This window comes from Brevundimonas sp. (genome assembly GCF_041911375.1).
Lineage (GTDB): Bacteria > Pseudomonadota > Alphaproteobacteria > Caulobacterales > Caulobacteraceae > Brevundimonas.
The window spans coordinates 110,873-125,493 of record NZ_JAYRPA010000021.1; the positions used below are offsets into that span (position 1 = coordinate 110,873).

The following is a 14,621-nucleotide window of genomic DNA, read 5'->3' on the forward strand; positions in this document are numbered from 1 at the left end:
TGAGCCGCCTCATGCCACAGGGACGCGGGCGGCGTCCAGCGTCGACTACGTCACGACCTCGAGGCGGGCATCGGACCCGCCCGCCAGAATCCGGCGTGCGCGGATGTACATCTCGACCCGTTGCAGCACGATCAGGGCCAGGGCGAAGACCAGGAAGGCCTCGGTCACGGCCAGGGCGTTGAGACGCCACTGGGCGGCGTGACTTTCGATCAGCGGACGCAGAACGCCGCGGAAGGCGAACAAGGCCACGACCAGAACCAAGCCCAGCGGCGAAGCCTGGGATCGGAGCGAGCCGTCGGGCTCCTTTTCGATGGTGATGGTCTCGCCGCGCCACCATCCGGCGACCCCGCCCAGCACGCCCCCGACCAGCAGGATCGCCCAGGCGCCCGCACCGAACGGCGCGGCGCCGACTGCGCGGCTCGATCCCCACACGCCCAGAAGGATCAGCGGGCCGACGATGGCCGGCACGACCCAGAGCAGATGCGGACGCAGGACCCGCTTGCGCCGGTTCCGCAACAGGACCAGCACGATCGCGACCGGGATGACGGCCAGCGGAATCAGTTGTTGTGGCGACATGAGCTTCCCCGCCTCCCCCTCGAGGGCGGAGGTCAGACTAACCGGTTCAGTCGCGGGGTGAAAGCGGCTGCACCGTCTGCTCGATGGCCCCAAAAATGGAGTGGCGACGATCGTCCAGCATCTCGATGCGCACCGTGTCGCCATACGCCAGGAAGGGTGTCTCCGGCTTGCCGCGCAGGATGGTTTCGACCGTCCGGACCTCGGCGATGCAGGAATAGCCCAGGCCGCCCTCGGCGACGGGCTTGCCGGGTCCGCCGTCGGCGTCGCGGTTGGACACGGTGCCCGAGCCGATGATCGTGCCGGCGCCCAGCGCGCGCGTCTTGGCCAGATGGGCGATCAGGGTTCCGAAGTCGAAGGTCATGTCGACGCCGGCGTCCGCCTTGCCGAAGTCCCGGCCGTTCAGCTGGACGCTCAGCTGACCGTGCAGCTTGCCGTCCTTGAAACGGTCCCCCAGCGCGTCAGGCGTGACCAGGACCGGCGACAGGGCGCTGGCGGGCTTGGATTGGACGAAGCCGAAACCCTTGGCCAGTTCGGCGGGAATCAGGTTTCGCAGCGAGACGTCGTTGACCAGACCGACCAGACGAATGGCCACCAGCGCGTCCTCCCGCGTCGCGCCCTGGGGCACGTCGCCGGTCACCACCACGACCTCGGCCTCCAGGTCGCAGCCCCAGGCCGGGTCGGCCAGCGGGATCGGATCCCGCGGCGCCAGGAAGCCGTCGGAGCCGCCCTGATACATCAGCGGGTCGGTCCAGAAGCTCTCGGGCATTTCGGCGCCACGCGCCTTACGCACCAGTTCGACGTGGTTCACATAGGCCGAGCCGTCGGCCCACTGATAGGCGCGCGGCAGGGGGCTGGCGGCCTCATGCTCGCGGAAGCGGCCGCGTGGCACGGCCTCGTGCTCCAGGCTCTCGGCCAAGGCGCGCAAGAGGGGTTCGCAGCGACCCCAGTCGTCCAGCGCCGCTTGCAGCGTGGGGGCGATCAGGAAGGCGTCGGTGAACCAGTGAAGGTCGCTGGAGACGACCACGAGGCGGCCGTCGCGGCCATGCTTGAGCGAGGCGAGTTTCATGCCCCTGGCCTAGCCGGAAAATCCGTCGGGGGCCAGAAGCAGGGTCTTGGCCTCGGCGCCCGCGCGGGCGGCGGGATCGCGCACCTCCACCTCGACCACCACCGCGCCCTTCGGTTCGACCGCCCACAGATAGCGGCGCTCGATCTCGACTTCCCGGCCCGACGGCGCGAAGCCGGTGAAGCTGTCGCCCCAGGGCGTGACCTTGCGGATGTCGGCGAACGGCAGGGCGCAGGCGGCGTCCAGCTCTTCCTGGGCCATGATGTCCAGTTCGTCGCTCATCCGTTCAACGACGCGAGAACAGGGCGCGCGTCAGGCAGGAGAAGACCAGCCGGCCCGCCTCGTCCAACAGGTCGTGCGACGCGATGACGATGCCCTTTTCGTCGCCGACCGGGTCCTTGCCCATCACCGTCATGCGCCCGCGCAGCAGCTCGCCCGCGGGTGGACTGCGCATGTAGCGCAGGCCGTCCACCGCCAGGATCTTGCTCTGGGCCCAGCCCGCAGCCTTGTCGGCGGCCAGCCGGCTCCACAGCACATAGATCATGGCGTCCGGCGCGCCATAGGCGACGTCCCAGCCGGGCTGAAAGCGCTCGACGAAGACGTCCAGCGCCCCCTGGTCGACCGCACAGGCGCCCAGAGGCACGACCTGCCCCACCTCCATATCCTCGAAATGGACGTGCAGCGGGTCGCTCATGGGCAAACGGTCCTTCAGGCCGGTTCTTCGGAGACGCGAACCAGCAGCTTGCCGTCGTGATCGCCGGTGAACAAGCGGTTCAACGACTGGACGGCGCCTTCCAGCCCGTCATCGACGTGAACCTTCCACTGGATCTTCCCGTCCGCCAGCCACGGGCCCATCTCGGCGACCATCTCCCTGGCGCGGTGGGCGTAGTCCAGCACCAGGAAGCCCTGGATGGTGAGGCGGTGGGTGATGATCCGGCCGAAGTTCGGCGACGGCGGCATGCGCGTGGCGTTGTAGGACGAGACCAGGCCGCAAACGGCCATGCGGCCATGCACCTTCAGCCGGTTGAAGACGGCGATCATGATGTCGCCCCCGACGTTCTCGAAGTTCAGGTCGATCCCGTCCGGCGCCAGCCGGTCCAGCGCGTCGCCCACGTCCTCGTTCTTGTAGTCGATGGCGGCGTCGAAGCCGAGCTCGTCGGTCAGCCAGGCGCATTTCTGGGGACCGCCAGCGATGCCGATGACCCGACATCCGCGTTGCTTGGCGATCTGGCCCGCGATGGAGCCGACCGCCCCGGCGGCGGCCGATATGACGATGGTCTCGCCCGCCTTAGCCTTCAGGACATCGGTCACGCCGAAGTAGGCGGTCAGCCCGGTCATGCCCAGAACCGACATGTTGGCGGTCAGCGGCAGGCCCGGGGCGCGGTGCACCGGGCGCAGACCCGCCTCGGGCACCACCGCATAGTCGGCCCAACCGCCCGAGATCGGCATGACCACGTCGCCCGCCTTGAACTTCTCGGACCGGGTGTCCTCGACGACCCCCAGCGTCAGGCCGCGCATGACCTCGCCCAGGCCTACCGGCGGCAGATAGCCCTCGGCGTCGTTCATCCAGGTGCGGTTGGTGGGATCCAGCGACAGATAGACGGTGCGGACCAGAACTTCGGATTCCTTGAGGTCGGGAATCGCGTTTTCCACCAGCTCCAGATCACCGTCCTGGATCAGCCCCTTCGGCCGCTGGCGCAGCACCCACTGACGATTGGTTCGGGCCATGCCTGCTCTCCCATGCGTTTTTATTAGAGACGCATACTAGCGCAGGCGGCGGCGCGGTCGAGCCGCCGCCAAAGAAAAAGGCGGCCCGGGTGGGACCGCCTTGGGAGTGGCATCATCGAGAATGAGGCGCGGAGGCGACAGATTGGCTCTCGCCAATCTCAAGTCGGGGGGCGTCGCCGCCTCCGCAGGCCGATAACGGCGCCTGCCGAATGCGGTTCCGGCGCCGCGGTGATTTTTTCAGCAGATCGGAGAATCGGAACGGCAAAGCCAGGGCGGCGTTGAAGTACCGGAACCAGAGATATCGGCGGGAGGCCCGAATGACCCATCAAGATCCCCATAGCAAGGCGGCCGACGCGGTCCATGAAGGCCGGCCGGTCGAGGCTCAGTACACGCGGCAGGGACGACCCGGCGTGCGCATCCTGTGGCTGCTGATCGTCTCGGCGGGCGCCGCGGCGGTGCTGTTGCTCGGCATGTGGTTCCTCAGTCAGGGCGGCTTCTCCCAGACCAACGCCAACGACGGCGGTCAGGCCGTGGACGCCCAGGCCTTCCAGGGCGACAGCGCGACGCCGCCGGCGGCCGATGCGCCGACCGGCCCGACGGGCGAGGCCCGGCCCGCGCCGACCGGCGAGACGCCGAACGTCAACGCCCCGACGCAGCCCTCGAACTAAGGACGGCGACAACAAACAGAAAACCCCGGAGCGTCGCTCCGGGGTTTTTTGCGTTCAGGCTCTGGCGATCCCGATCAGGCCGCTTCCTTCTGACGCGAAGGATGGAAGAACAGCGCCTGGCTGATCGCCGCCTTGACCGTTTCCGGCTGGAACGGCTTGGTGATCAGGAAGGTCGGCTCCGGACGCTCGCCGGTCAGCAGGCGTTCGGGGAAGGCGGTGATGAAGATCACCGGCACATCCATGCTCTTCAGGATGTCCTTGACCGCATCGATGCCGGAGGAGCCGTCAGCCAGCTGGATGTCGGCCAGCACCAGGCCGGGCTTGTGGCGGGCCACGGCGTCGATCGCCTCGTCGTGGGTGGTCGCGGCGCCGGTGACGCGGTGCCCCAGTTCCTTGACCAGGCTCTGGATGTCGGCCGAGATGATGGCTTCGTCCTCGATGACCAGGACGTCGGTCGCCAGCTCGGCGTCGATGTCAGACTGGGCCTCGCCGATCAGGCGCTCGACCTCGCGCGGGTCGGCCGACAGGATTTGGGCGGCCTCGGACGGCGTGAAGCCCTCCAGCGCAGTCAGCAGGAAGGCTTGACGCGAGCGCGGCGCGATACGGAGCAGGCGTTGCGACGCGTCGTCGCGCGCCTCCACGCCGCTGGTGTCTTCCAGACGGGCGCCCGTCGAGACCCAGATGGCGTGGAACACGTGATAAAGAGCGACGCGCGGCGTCATGTCGGGCGACAGCTGCTGTTCGCCCGCGGCCAACGCCTCCAACGCCACCCGCACGTAGTTGTCACCCGTCGCCTGGTCGCCCGTCAGCGCCCGCGCATAACGGCGGACATAGGGCAGATGCGGCGCAAGTCTGGCCAGAAGGCTCATATTCCGGAATTCCCCGACTATGGCCCTCCCAACCAAGGGAGGGCGCTACAGCGGAGGACAACGTATCAGAGACGTAGCGGTTCCGCGCCACCGAATAAGCTTGAGCATTAAATCCCGGTAAGGCAGGAACCGGGCGCCGGGGGCGGCGTTATCGACGCTGCATTTCTGCACTGCATGTTGGGTGGGCGGTGTTCTATCTATGACTGATTCTTCTGATTCCTCGCGTCGCGACGAAGGCGGCAAGGCGGGGACGGCCGGACTTGAAGAGGCCCGGCTTCGCCAGCAGGCGATTGGCGTGAAGCTGCGCCATATGTTCGACGAGGTCGTCAACGAACCCGTCCCTGACGAGTTCCTGGATATCCTGAAGCGCGCCGATTCACGCTCGGGCGAAGGTGGCGCATGAGCGCGTCCCGCCTGGGCGCGGCCCCCAAGCCGCCGTCAAGCGATGACAACGCCTTCAAGACGCAGCTGGTGGCGCTGATCCCGCATCTGCGGGCGTTCGCGCGCACCCTGACCGGCGACCCCACGGCCGCCGACGACCTGGCGCAGGACGCCATGATGAAGGCGTGGGATGCGCGCGCCAGCTATCAGATGGGCACCAACATGAAGGCCTGGACCTTCATGATCCTGCGCAATCAGTTCTATTCCGAGAAGCGCCGGTCGTGGCGCCAGTCGCAGCTTGACCAGGAAGCCGCCGAGCGAACCCTGGTCGCCGTCGACGATCCCGAGGCGCCGGTGGCCCTGGACGAGCTTCGTCAGGCGCTGAAGACCCTGCCGGAAGAACAGCGCGAAGCCCTGATCCTGGTCGGCGCGGGCGGCTTCGCCTATGAAGAAGCGGCCGAGATCTGCGGCTGCGCCGTCGGTACGGTGAAGAGCCGCGTCAGCCGCGCGCGGCGCGCGCTGCTGGCCACGCTGGAGCGCGGCGGCTACGCCCGCGACGGCAAGGCGGCGGGCGACGCCATGCGCAGCATCCTGGGAGAAGCGGATCGCCTGAGCGGCGCCCGGGAATAGAGTTTGGTGTCCGGCGAACCCACAGCGCCGGCGCGGCCTGCAAGGCGGCGCTTCGGCTGGCGGCCGGACCGCTTCCAGGGCATCCGATTCCGCCTGGGCTTGGCCATGGCGGCCGCGCTGTTGCCGATCTTCATCCTCAGCCTGATCCAGACCCAGGCCGATTTCCGCCAGCAGGCCGAGGCGCGCCGGGTCGATCTTCAGCTGGCTTCCGAACGCAGCGCCGCCAGCGCCAAGGCGCGCCTGGACAGCGCCCAGGTCCTGCTCCGCGCCCTGAGCCCGGCCTCGATCGGTCCCTACTGCGCGCCCCGCCTGTCGGCGTTGGTCGATGACCTGGAGGGCTATGAAGGCCTGTACCGCATCAGTCCGACGGGTCAGGCGGTCTGCGCCTCGGGCCGCCCCGAGGGATTCCGGTCGGGCGTCGCGCCCGCCCTTCAATCCGAATGGTTCGCGCGTCTGCGCGACGGCGCCGATCTTGTCGTCATGCGCGCGCCGCCGGACTCGGACTATCCGCCAGGCCTTATCGTCGCCATTCGCGCCGAGCGGCCCATGGGCCGGTTCGACGGCGCCATGGCGGCCGTCATTCCCCTGTCTTCGCTTCAGCCCGACGTGACGGACCCTGCCCTGCCGACGGGCGCGCAGGCCGCGCTGACCGACGGCGAGGGCCGGCTGATCACCGCCAGCGACCCGGCCGCCTTCCGTTTGTCGGGCGGAGGCGATGTCGCGGGCTGGGTCGCGCGCGCCCGCAGCGACGGTTCGGCCGTGTTCGAGACCAGGGACAGCCGCGGGCAGCGCCGCGACTATGCGGGCGCCGCCCTGGCCGGAGGCGACCTCTACGCCCTGCTGTCGGCGCCGGCGCCTGGCCTGCTGTCGTGGGCGCGCCTGAATCCGATCGGCGCCCTGCTGCTGCCGCTGGGCGCCTGGCTGACCGCCTTCGCCGCGGTCATGCTGCTGTCGGAGCGCCTGTTCATTCGCTGGCTGGACTATCTGGAGCGGGTCGCCGCCATCTACGCCAAGGGCCGATTCTCTGTCCGGCCCGTCCAGGCGATGAACGCCCCGTCCGAAATCCGCGTCATGGCCCGAACGCTGGACGAGATGGCCGAGGCGATCACCGTTCGCGACCGGTCCCTGACGGCCTCGCTGGCGGAGAAGGACGCGCTGATGCGCGAGATCCATCACCGCGTGAAGAACAACCTGCAGATCATCTCTTCGCTGCTGTCGATGCAGCAGCGCGCCGTCGCAGACGCTTCGGCCAAGGCGGCGCTGGGCGACACGCGCCAGAGGATATCCGCCCTGGCCCTGATCTACCGCACCCTCTATCAGAGCGACGACGTGCGCCATGCGGACGCGCGCGAATTCCTGACCGAACTCGTCGGGCAACTGGTCGCCGCCGAGGCCGGACGCGGGCCGATGGTGATCAGCTCCGTCGACGCCGACAGCCTGTATGTCGATCCGGACAAGCTGGCGCCCCTGGCGCTCTGGCTGGTCGAGGCGATCTCCAACGCGCAGAAGCACGCCTTCGTCGGCCGAGGCGGCGAACTGAAGGTTCGCTTCCGCGTCCGGGGCGACACCAGCGTGCTGGAGGTCGAGGACGACGGCCCGGGCGCGCCCGACGCGCAGGAGGTCGGGGTCGGTCGGACACTGATGAGCGCCTTCGCCAAACAGCTTCGAGGCGAGGCGGAAATGACCCCGGCGCCAGGCGGCGGCACCATCGCTCGGATGACCTTCGCCACCCCCGAGGCGATCCGCCCCGCCGCCGCCGTCTAAAAGCTTCACGGCAGCCGGAACCGCCAAGTCTGGGTCGCGTTGTGTGCTGCAGAACCGGCGACCCTCGCGCCGGCCTTGTCGGAGATACACAAATGCGCAAGATTTTCGTCCTGTTCGCCGCCGCCGCCGCCCTGACCACGGCCGCCTGCAACACTGTCGCCGGTGTCGGCGAAGACGCCCAGGCCGCTGGTTCGGCCGTCGAGAACTGCGCCGAAGGCCGCGCCTGCTGATTACGGCCTAGGCAACAGGTTTCAGGGCCCCGTCGCTTCGTGCGGCGGGGCCTTTTCGTATCCGGAACCTACGGCTAGGCTCGCGCCGAAACGCCCGTCAGATGGCGTCAGGAGGGATGCATGGCCGACGCCGCCGCCCGCGAACCGGGCCTGAAGACCGTGGTGGGGGCCTCGGCCGCCGGCACGGCGTTTGAGTGGTACGACTTCTTCATCTTCGGCTCGCTGACCACCGTCATCGCGCGCCATTTCTACGCCGACGTGGGCGAGGCGACGAGCTACATCCTGGCGCTGCTGACCTTCGGCGTCGGCTTCGTCGTGCGGCCGCTGGGCGCCCTGGTGTTCGGCTGGTTCGGCGACAAGGTGGGGCGCAAGACCACCTTCCTGGTGACGATCACCATGATGGGGCTGGCGACCGTGGCCATCGGCCTGTTGCCCGACTATGGCCAGATCGGCCTGGCGGCGCCGGCGCTGCTGCTGTTGATGCGGGTGCTGCAGGGGTTCGCCCTGGGCGGCGAATACGGCGGCGCGGCCATCTATGTCGCCGAGCACGCCGCGCCGCACAATCGCGGCTTCATGACCAGCTGGATCAACACCACCGCGGCCCTGGGCCTGATCGGCGCCCTGGTGGTCATTCTGACCACGCGCCTGATCGTCGGGGTGGAGGCGTTCGACGCCTGGGGCTGGCGCATCCCCTTCATCCTGTCGGGCCTGCTGCTGGCCATCTCGCTGTGGATCCGGCTGAAGCTCAACGAAAGCCCGGCCTTTCGCCGCATGGAGGCGGCCGGCGGCCAGCGCCGCGCCCCCTATCGCGAGGCCTTCCTGACCTGGAAGAACGGCCGCTTTGTCCTGATCGCCCTGTTCGGCGTCATGTTCGCCCAAGGGGCGGTCTGGTACTGCGGCTATTTCTACACCCGCTTTTTCATGGAGCGGATGCTGAAGATCGACGTCGGCACGGTCGACGGTCTGATCCTGGCGGTGTCGCTGGCGTCGGCCTTCCTCTACGTCTTCTTCGGCTGGCTGTCGGACCGGGTGGGCAGGAAGCCGGTGATGCTGTTCGGCATGATCCTGGCCCTGATCGCCTTCTTCCCCGGCTTCCAAGCCCTGACCCGCGCGGCCAATCCCGCCCTGGCGCAGGCGCAGGCCAGCGCGCCCGTCACGGTCGTCGCCGACCCTTCAACCTGCGCCGTCCAGTTCGATCCGGTCGGCAAATCGGCATTCGTCAGCGCCTGCGACATCGCCAAGAACATCCTGACCAACGCCGGCGTATCCTACGAGACCGTGGCCGCGCCGGCCGGCTCAACCGCCCTGGTCCGCGTCGGCGCGGCCGAGGTGGCGTCCGTCGAGGGCGCGGGCCTGCCCGCCGACCAGCTGAAGATGGCCCGGGCCGATGTCGAGACGCGCATCAAGAGCGCCTTGGCGACCGCAGGCTACCCGGACCGGGCCGATCCCGAGCGGATCAACCTGCCGCTGGTCTTCCTGATCCTGATGGTCTTCATGACGGCCGCATGCGCCCTGTACGGCCCGCAGGCGGCGGCGCTGGTCGAGCTGTTCCCGACGCGGGTGCGCTATACGGCGATGAGCCTGCCCTACAACATCGGCACGGGCTGGGTCGGAGGGCTGCTGCCGGCGGCCAGCTTCGCCCTGGCCGCGGCGTCGGGCGATATCTACTTCGGCCTTTGGTACTCAGTGGTCTTCACCGCCATCGCCATCGTCGTCACCCTGGTCTTCATGCCCGAGACGCGGGGCCGGAACCTGGACACCATCGGGGACTGAGCGCGTTCATCACCCCGAACTCGAACCTCGGAGCCCCAGCCAATGACCAGCCCCCGCGACGCCGGCCTCGCCCTGCTGCGCCAGCACGCCCTGATCGCCGGAGAACCGATCGCGGCGAACGGCGGGGGGATCGCCGTGGACGACCCCGCGACCGGCGCGGTCATCGGTCATGTGCCGGACCTGGGCGAGGCGGAGACGAACCGGGCCGTCCAGGCGGCCGCCGACGCCTTTCCCGCCTGGTCACGGTCGGACCCGCACAAGCGCGCCGCCTTCCTGCGCGCCTGGGCCGAACTGATCGATGAGAATACTGACGGGCTGGGCGCCCTGATGGCGCTGGAGAACGGCAAGTCGTTCGAGGAGGCCAAGGGCGAAGTGACCTACGCCAACGGCTTCATCAAATGGTTCGCCGGCGAGGCGGAACGGCTGATCGGCGAGACGCAGGACAGCCCGCTGGGCCATCTGCTGCTGACCTATCGCGAGGCGGTCGGCCCCTGCGCGCTGATTACGCCGTGGAACTTTCCCGCCGCCATGCTGACGCGCAAGCTGGGGCCGGCCTTCGCCGCCGGCTGCACCGCCGTGGTCAAGCCGGCCAGCCAGACCCCCTTCACCGCCATCGCCCTGGCCGAGCTGGCCTATCAGGCCGGACTGCCCAAGGGCGCCCTGTCCATCGTCACCGGCGATGCGTCGGTGATCGGCAGGACGCTGACCGACAGTCCCCTGATCCGCAAGATGTCCTTCACCGGCTCGACCGGCGTGGGTCGGAAACTGGCGGAGCAGTGCGCCCCCACCCTGAAGCGGGTGTCGATGGAGCTGGGCGGCGCCGCTCCCCTGATCGTCTTCGCCGACGCCGATCTGGACCTGGCGGTCGCCGAGACCATCAAGGGCAAGTTCAGAAACTCAGGCCAGACCTGCGTCTGCCCCAACCGCGTCTATGTCGAGCGGTCGGTCGCCGACGCTTTCGCTGAGACACTTGCGGCGGAGGTGGCGAAGATCAAGGTCGGGAGCGCGTTCGACGACGGGGTCAAGGTCGGCCCGCTGATCGAGGACAAGGCCATAGACAAGGTCGAGAAGCACGTCGCGGCGGTGAAGGCCGACGGCGGCCGCGTCCTGACCGGCGGTGCGCGGCACGAACTGGGAGGGCGCTTCTTCCAGCCGACGGTGACCCTGGGCGGCGATGATCGCCTGTTCCGCGAGGAGGAAACCTTCGGCCCGATGATCCCGATCTTCGCCTTCGACACCGAGGATGAGGCTCTGCAGAAAGCCAACGCCAGCGACTATGGCCTGGCGTCCTACCTGTTCACCCGCGATCTGGACCGCGCCATGCGGTTCAGCCGCCGGATCGAGGCGGGCATGTGCGGCGTCAACACCGGCCTGATCTCCACCGCCGTCGCGCCCTTCGGCGGGGTCAAGCAGTCCGGCTACGGCCGCGAGGGCTCCATCCACGGCGTCGACGAATATGTGGACGTCAAAACCGTGACCCTGGCGCTGAAATAGGCGTCAGGCGAACGCCCAGACGCCGGAGGGGTCGTCGTCGGCGGACGGCGGACTGCGGGGCCTGACGGGCCGGACGGATCGCGAGCCGCGACGACGCACGCGGGCCGTCGCCGTCCGCCGCCATCGGTCGAGGCGCCGCCCGATCCCCCGGCGCACCTCACGCACCCGCGTATTGGCGGCGATCAGACTGACGGCGGCCAGGACTTCGACATAGGCCAGGACGTCGCCGGCCATCAGCAACGCCAGTTCGATCGGCAACAGCTGGATCAGCATCAGCGCGCCCAGGACCACCACGGCCGTCCGCAAGGCGCCGCCTGACAGAAGCCGCAGGGCGACGCCGATCACCAGCGCGCGGCTGCCCGAATGCGCCGCACCCGCCAGCGCGACCCCCGCGAAGAAGAGGGGAAGCAGCGGAAATCCGCCCGCCAGAAGCGCCGGCGTCGCGACCATTGCCGCAACAAGCGCCAGCCCCGACCAGATAAAGACGTCGCGATCCATGATCTCCCCAACGAAGCGTCACCTTTCGATCTGGGGATGGACCGTCAGACCGGCAAGGCGCCGCGCTTGACCACCGACCGCATCGCCACGCTGGACGAAACCCGGTGCACCCCCGGCAGGCGCGTCAGGGTCTTGGCGTGCAGGCGCTCCAGATCATCGACATCCTTCACCACCAGCCGCAGCAGATAGTCGGCGCCGCCGGTCATCAGATAGCATTCCATAACCTCCGGCGCGGCGGCGACCGCCTGTTCGAATGCGGACAGGGCGGCCTCGGACTGGGAGGACAGGGTCACGGTGACGAAGACGCTGATCGGCAGACCCACGGCGCGCTCGTTGATCACGGCGGCATAGCGGCTGATGACGCCGGCCGCCTCCAGCGCGCGGAGGCGTCGCAGGCAGGCGCTTTCCGACAGGGCGACCTGACGGGCCAGATCGGCGTTTGTGATGCGGCCGTCCTGTTGCAGCAGACGGAGCATCTTTCTGTCGATGGGGTCCAGCTCGACGGCGGAAACGGTCTTCAAGGGCTCAATCCTTCGCAGATGCTGCGCCTGTACGGCGATCAGGCCGCGAAATGAACAGGATTCTGCGCTTCGCTCGGCGCTATATCTGCGCCAACCGCGATCCGCCCGCAGAGACGGACGCTCCCAACCCCAAGGAGAGGCTTCCATGCGCGTCGGCGTTCCCAGCGAAATCAAGAAGAACGAACACCGCGTCGGCCTGACGCCGACGGCGGTGCGCGAATACGTCGCCCACGGCCACACCGTGTCCGTCCAGGCCGGGGCCGGCATGGGCGCCGGCTTCACCGACGCCGACTACCAGAAGGCCGGCGCGGCCATCGTCGCCGACGCCGCGACCATCTTCGCCAATGCGGACATGATCGTGAAGGTCAAGGAGCCGCAGCAGGTCGAGTGGGAGATGCTGCGGGAGGACCAGATCCTCTACACCTACCTGCACCTGGCGCCCGATCCCGAGCAGACCAAGGGCCTGCTGGCGTCGAAATGCGCCGCCGTGGCCTATGAGACCGTGACCGACGCGCGCGGCGGCCTGCCGCTGCTGGCGCCGATGTCGGAAGTCGCCGGCCGCATCGCCGTCTTCTCGGCCGCCGAGACCCTGCTGAAGCACAACGGCGGCATGGGCCTGCTGTTCTGCGGCGTGCCGGGCGTGGCGCCGGCGCGCGTGCTGGTGCTGGGCGGCGGCGTCGTCGGTCTGAACGCGGCGCGCATGGCCATGGGCCTGGGCGCCGAGGTTGTGGTGCTGGAACGCTCCATCCCGCGCATGGCCTATATCGACGAGGTCACGGGCGGCCGCGTCATCACCCGCTATTCCTCGATCGGCGCGATCGAGGAAGAGATCGTCAAGGCCGACGTGGTCATCGGCGCCGTGCTGGTGCCGGGCGCCTCGGCGCCCAAGCTGGTCAAGCGCGAGCATCTGGCGAAGATGAAGCCGGGCTCGGTGCTGGTCGACGTCGCCATCGACCAGGGCGGCTGCTTCGAGACCTCCAAGCCGACGACCCACGAGGATCCGACCTACGTCATCGACGGCGTGGTCCACTATTGCGTCGCCAACATGCCTGGCGCCGCGCCGCGCACCAGCTCGGAAGCGCTGAACAACGCCACCCTGCCGTTCGGCCTGGCCCTGGCGAACAAGGGGCTGGACGCGCTGAAGGCCGATCCGCACCTGGCGCGCGGCCTGAACGTGCTGAAGGGCGAGATCACCTACCCGGCGGTGGCCCAGGCTCTGGGCATGGAATGGTCCGACCCGTTCGGCGTCTGGGCGCACGGCTGATCGTACCGCTGGGACGGTCGCCGCCCGCCAGTCCACGCGGGCGGCGCCGCTCAAGAGGGTTCCGGTTCGACGCAGCCCCTGCTAACCCTCCGCGCAAATCATCAGGAGACGAACCATGGCCGCTTCCGAAGGCTGGGACATGCCGACCGGCGAACTCATGAAGGGCAAGAAGGGCCTGATCATGGGGGTCGCCAACTCCAGCTCGATCGCCTGGGGCATCGCCTCGCAGCTGGCCGCCCAGGGGGCCGAGCTGGCCTTCACCTATCTGGGCGAAAGCCTGGAGCGCCGCGTGCGTCCGCTGGCCGAAAGCGTCGGAGCCCGGCTGCTGATCCAGGCCGACGTCACCGACGACGCCTCCATGGACAAGGCGTTCGAGGAGCTGGAGAAGGAATTCGGCACGATCGACTTCGTCGTCCACTCGGTGGCCTTCGCCAACAAGGACGAGCTGAAGGGCTCCTTCGTCGACAACACCACCCGCGACAGCTTCCTCCTGGCCATGAACATCTCGGCCTTCAGCTTCGTCGACGTGGCCAGGCGCTCGGCGAAACTGATGCCGAACGGCGGCTCGATGATCACCCTGACCTATCTGGGGTCGGAACGGGTCATCCCGAACTACAACACCATGGGCGTGGCCAAGGCGGCGCTGGAAGCGGCGACCCGCTACATCGCCCGCGACCTGGGCCCCAAGAACATCCGCGTCAACGCGATCAGCGCGGGCGCCATGCGCACCCTGTCGCTGGCCGGCATCTCGGGCGGACGCGGCCTGCATTCCAAGTCGGCGCAGTTCTCGCTGATCAAGGAAGAGACCTCGATGGAAGGCGTCGCCGGCGCCGCCCTGTGGCTGTGCTCGGACCTGGGCCGCTCCACCACGGGCGAAGTGGTGCACGTCGACGCCGGCTTCCACGCTGTCGGTCTGCCGGAAGACATCGAGGGCTGAAGGCCGGGGCTAGCCGCCGCCCGGCCGGCGGTCGAACGAATAGCGGTCGCGGATCTTCGCGCTGAAGAAGCGTCCCTTGGAAAAGGCCGCCCGGAAGTCGTCCGCGACCTCGGGCGGCACGTCGCGATAGTCATAGGCGTCGCCCGACACGAACGTCACGCTGAGCCGCCGCCGCGCAGGATCGTAGCTGAAGCCGCGAATGACGCTGGAGGGCATCGCGCCGCC

18 protein-coding genes are annotated in these 14,621 nt (G+C 68.7%); 9 read left to right on the top strand and 9 right to left on the bottom strand.

Features of this window, described 5'->3' with window-relative positions; translation table 11 throughout:
* Nucleotides 1-45: 45 nt before the first annotated feature.
* Genes ACE3PU_RS04010 through ACE3PU_RS04030 form a run of 5 tightly spaced genes read right to left on the bottom strand, consistent with a single transcriptional unit; the run spans nt 46 to nt 3,367 of the window.
* The gene (locus ACE3PU_RS04010) at nt 46-576 is read right to left on the bottom strand and encodes a DUF1453 domain-containing protein (protein WP_374386888.1); all 531 of its coding nucleotides are present in this window, start codon (nt 574-576) and stop codon (nt 46-48) included.
* Between the two features lie 46 nt (nt 577-622).
* A complete protein-coding gene (locus tag ACE3PU_RS04015; protein WP_374386891.1) occupies nt 623-1,642 on the bottom strand; it encodes a fumarylacetoacetate hydrolase family protein in 1,020 nt (339 codons plus the stop codon).
* A gap of 9 nt (nt 1,643-1,651) precedes the next feature.
* Nucleotides 1,652-1,921, bottom strand: a complete 270-nt coding sequence (locus ACE3PU_RS04020) for a hypothetical protein (RefSeq protein WP_374386893.1) — start codon at nt 1,919-1,921, stop codon at nt 1,652-1,654.
* A 4-nt stretch (nt 1,922-1,925) separates the two neighbouring features.
* Nucleotides 1,926-2,333, bottom strand: coding sequence for an acyl dehydratase (locus ACE3PU_RS04025; protein ID WP_374386895.1), 408 nt, complete (start codon nt 2,331-2,333; stop codon nt 1,926-1,928).
* Nucleotides 2,334-2,347: 14 nt separating this feature from the next.
* Entirely contained in the window at nt 2,348-3,367 is a 1,020-nt protein-coding gene (locus ACE3PU_RS04030) for an NADP-dependent oxidoreductase (RefSeq protein ID WP_374386897.1), read from the bottom strand.
* Nucleotides 3,368-3,684: 317 nt separating this feature from the next.
* Here ACE3PU_RS04030 and ACE3PU_RS04035 point away from each other — a divergent pair, with 317 nt between their 5' ends.
* Nucleotides 3,685-4,035, top strand: coding sequence for a hypothetical protein (locus ACE3PU_RS04035; protein WP_374386900.1), 351 nt, complete (start codon nt 3,685-3,687; stop codon nt 4,033-4,035).
* Nucleotides 4,036-4,109: 74 nt separating this feature from the next.
* On the opposite strand, the gene ACE3PU_RS04040 is transcribed toward ACE3PU_RS04035, so the two are convergent.
* Nucleotides 4,110-4,904, bottom strand: coding sequence for a response regulator (locus ACE3PU_RS04040; protein ID WP_374386902.1), 795 nt, complete (start codon nt 4,902-4,904; stop codon nt 4,110-4,112).
* Nucleotides 4,905-5,103: 199 nt separating this feature from the next.
* Between ACE3PU_RS04040 and ACE3PU_RS04045 the strand changes: the two genes are divergently transcribed.
* From ACE3PU_RS04045 to ACE3PU_RS04070, 6 genes are all read left to right on the top strand, one after another.
* Nucleotides 5,104-5,307, top strand: a complete 204-nt coding sequence (locus tag ACE3PU_RS04045) for a NepR family anti-sigma factor (protein WP_374386904.1) — start codon at nt 5,104-5,106, stop codon at nt 5,305-5,307.
* Nucleotides 5,304-5,915, top strand: coding sequence for a sigma-70 family RNA polymerase sigma factor (locus ACE3PU_RS04050; RefSeq protein WP_374386906.1), 612 nt, complete (start codon nt 5,304-5,306; stop codon nt 5,913-5,915). Before ACE3PU_RS04045 ends, ACE3PU_RS04050 begins: the two co-directional genes overlap by 4 nt.
* A 6-nt stretch (nt 5,916-5,921) precedes the next feature.
* The gene (locus tag ACE3PU_RS04055; RefSeq protein WP_374386909.1) at nt 5,922-7,679 is read left to right on the top strand and encodes a sensor histidine kinase; all 1,758 of its coding nucleotides are present in this window, start codon (nt 5,922-5,924) and stop codon (nt 7,677-7,679) included.
* Nucleotides 7,680-7,771: 92 nt separating this feature from the next.
* On the top strand, nt 7,772-7,909 hold the full coding sequence (locus ACE3PU_RS04060; protein WP_374386911.1) for an entericidin A/B family lipoprotein: 138 nt from the start codon (nt 7,772-7,774) through the stop codon (nt 7,907-7,909).
* Between the two features lie 120 nt (nt 7,910-8,029).
* The gene (locus tag ACE3PU_RS04065) at nt 8,030-9,682 is read left to right on the top strand and encodes an MFS transporter (RefSeq protein ID WP_374386913.1); all 1,653 of its coding nucleotides are present in this window, start codon (nt 8,030-8,032) and stop codon (nt 9,680-9,682) included.
* A 42-nt stretch (nt 9,683-9,724) separates the two neighbouring features.
* Nucleotides 9,725-11,176, top strand: coding sequence for an NAD-dependent succinate-semialdehyde dehydrogenase (locus ACE3PU_RS04070; RefSeq protein ID WP_374386915.1), 1,452 nt, complete (start codon nt 9,725-9,727; stop codon nt 11,174-11,176).
* Nucleotides 11,177-11,179: 3 nt separating this feature from the next.
* On the opposite strand, the gene ACE3PU_RS04075 is transcribed toward ACE3PU_RS04070, so the two are convergent.
* Together ACE3PU_RS04075 and ACE3PU_RS04080 are read right to left on the bottom strand one after the other, a co-directional pair.
* Nucleotides 11,180-11,674: a hypothetical protein gene (locus ACE3PU_RS04075; protein ID WP_374386917.1), complete on the bottom strand. Its 495-nt coding sequence runs from the start codon at nt 11,672-11,674 to the stop codon at nt 11,180-11,182.
* A 44-nt stretch (nt 11,675-11,718) separates the two neighbouring features.
* On the bottom strand, nt 11,719-12,195 hold the full coding sequence (locus ACE3PU_RS04080) for an Lrp/AsnC family transcriptional regulator (protein WP_374386919.1): 477 nt from the start codon (nt 12,193-12,195) through the stop codon (nt 11,719-11,721).
* A gap of 145 nt (nt 12,196-12,340) precedes the next feature.
* On the opposite strand from ACE3PU_RS04080, the gene ald reads away from it, so the two are divergent.
* Nucleotides 12,341-13,459, top strand: coding sequence for an alanine dehydrogenase (ald, locus tag ACE3PU_RS04085; protein ID WP_374386921.1), 1,119 nt, complete (start codon nt 12,341-12,343; stop codon nt 13,457-13,459).
* A 139-nt stretch (nt 13,460-13,598) separates the two neighbouring features.
* Complete coding sequence (locus ACE3PU_RS04090; protein WP_374386963.1) at nt 13,599-14,396, top strand: enoyl-ACP reductase; 798 nt, start codon at nt 13,599-13,601, stop codon at nt 14,394-14,396.
* 9 nt (nt 14,397-14,405) lie between these two features.
* Here the strand turns inward: ACE3PU_RS04090 and ACE3PU_RS04095 are convergent, their stop codons facing one another.
* Nucleotides 14,406-14,612, bottom strand: coding sequence for a KTSC domain-containing protein (locus ACE3PU_RS04095; protein ID WP_374386923.1), 207 nt, complete (start codon nt 14,610-14,612; stop codon nt 14,406-14,408).
* Nucleotides 14,613-14,621: the final 9 nt, after the last annotated feature.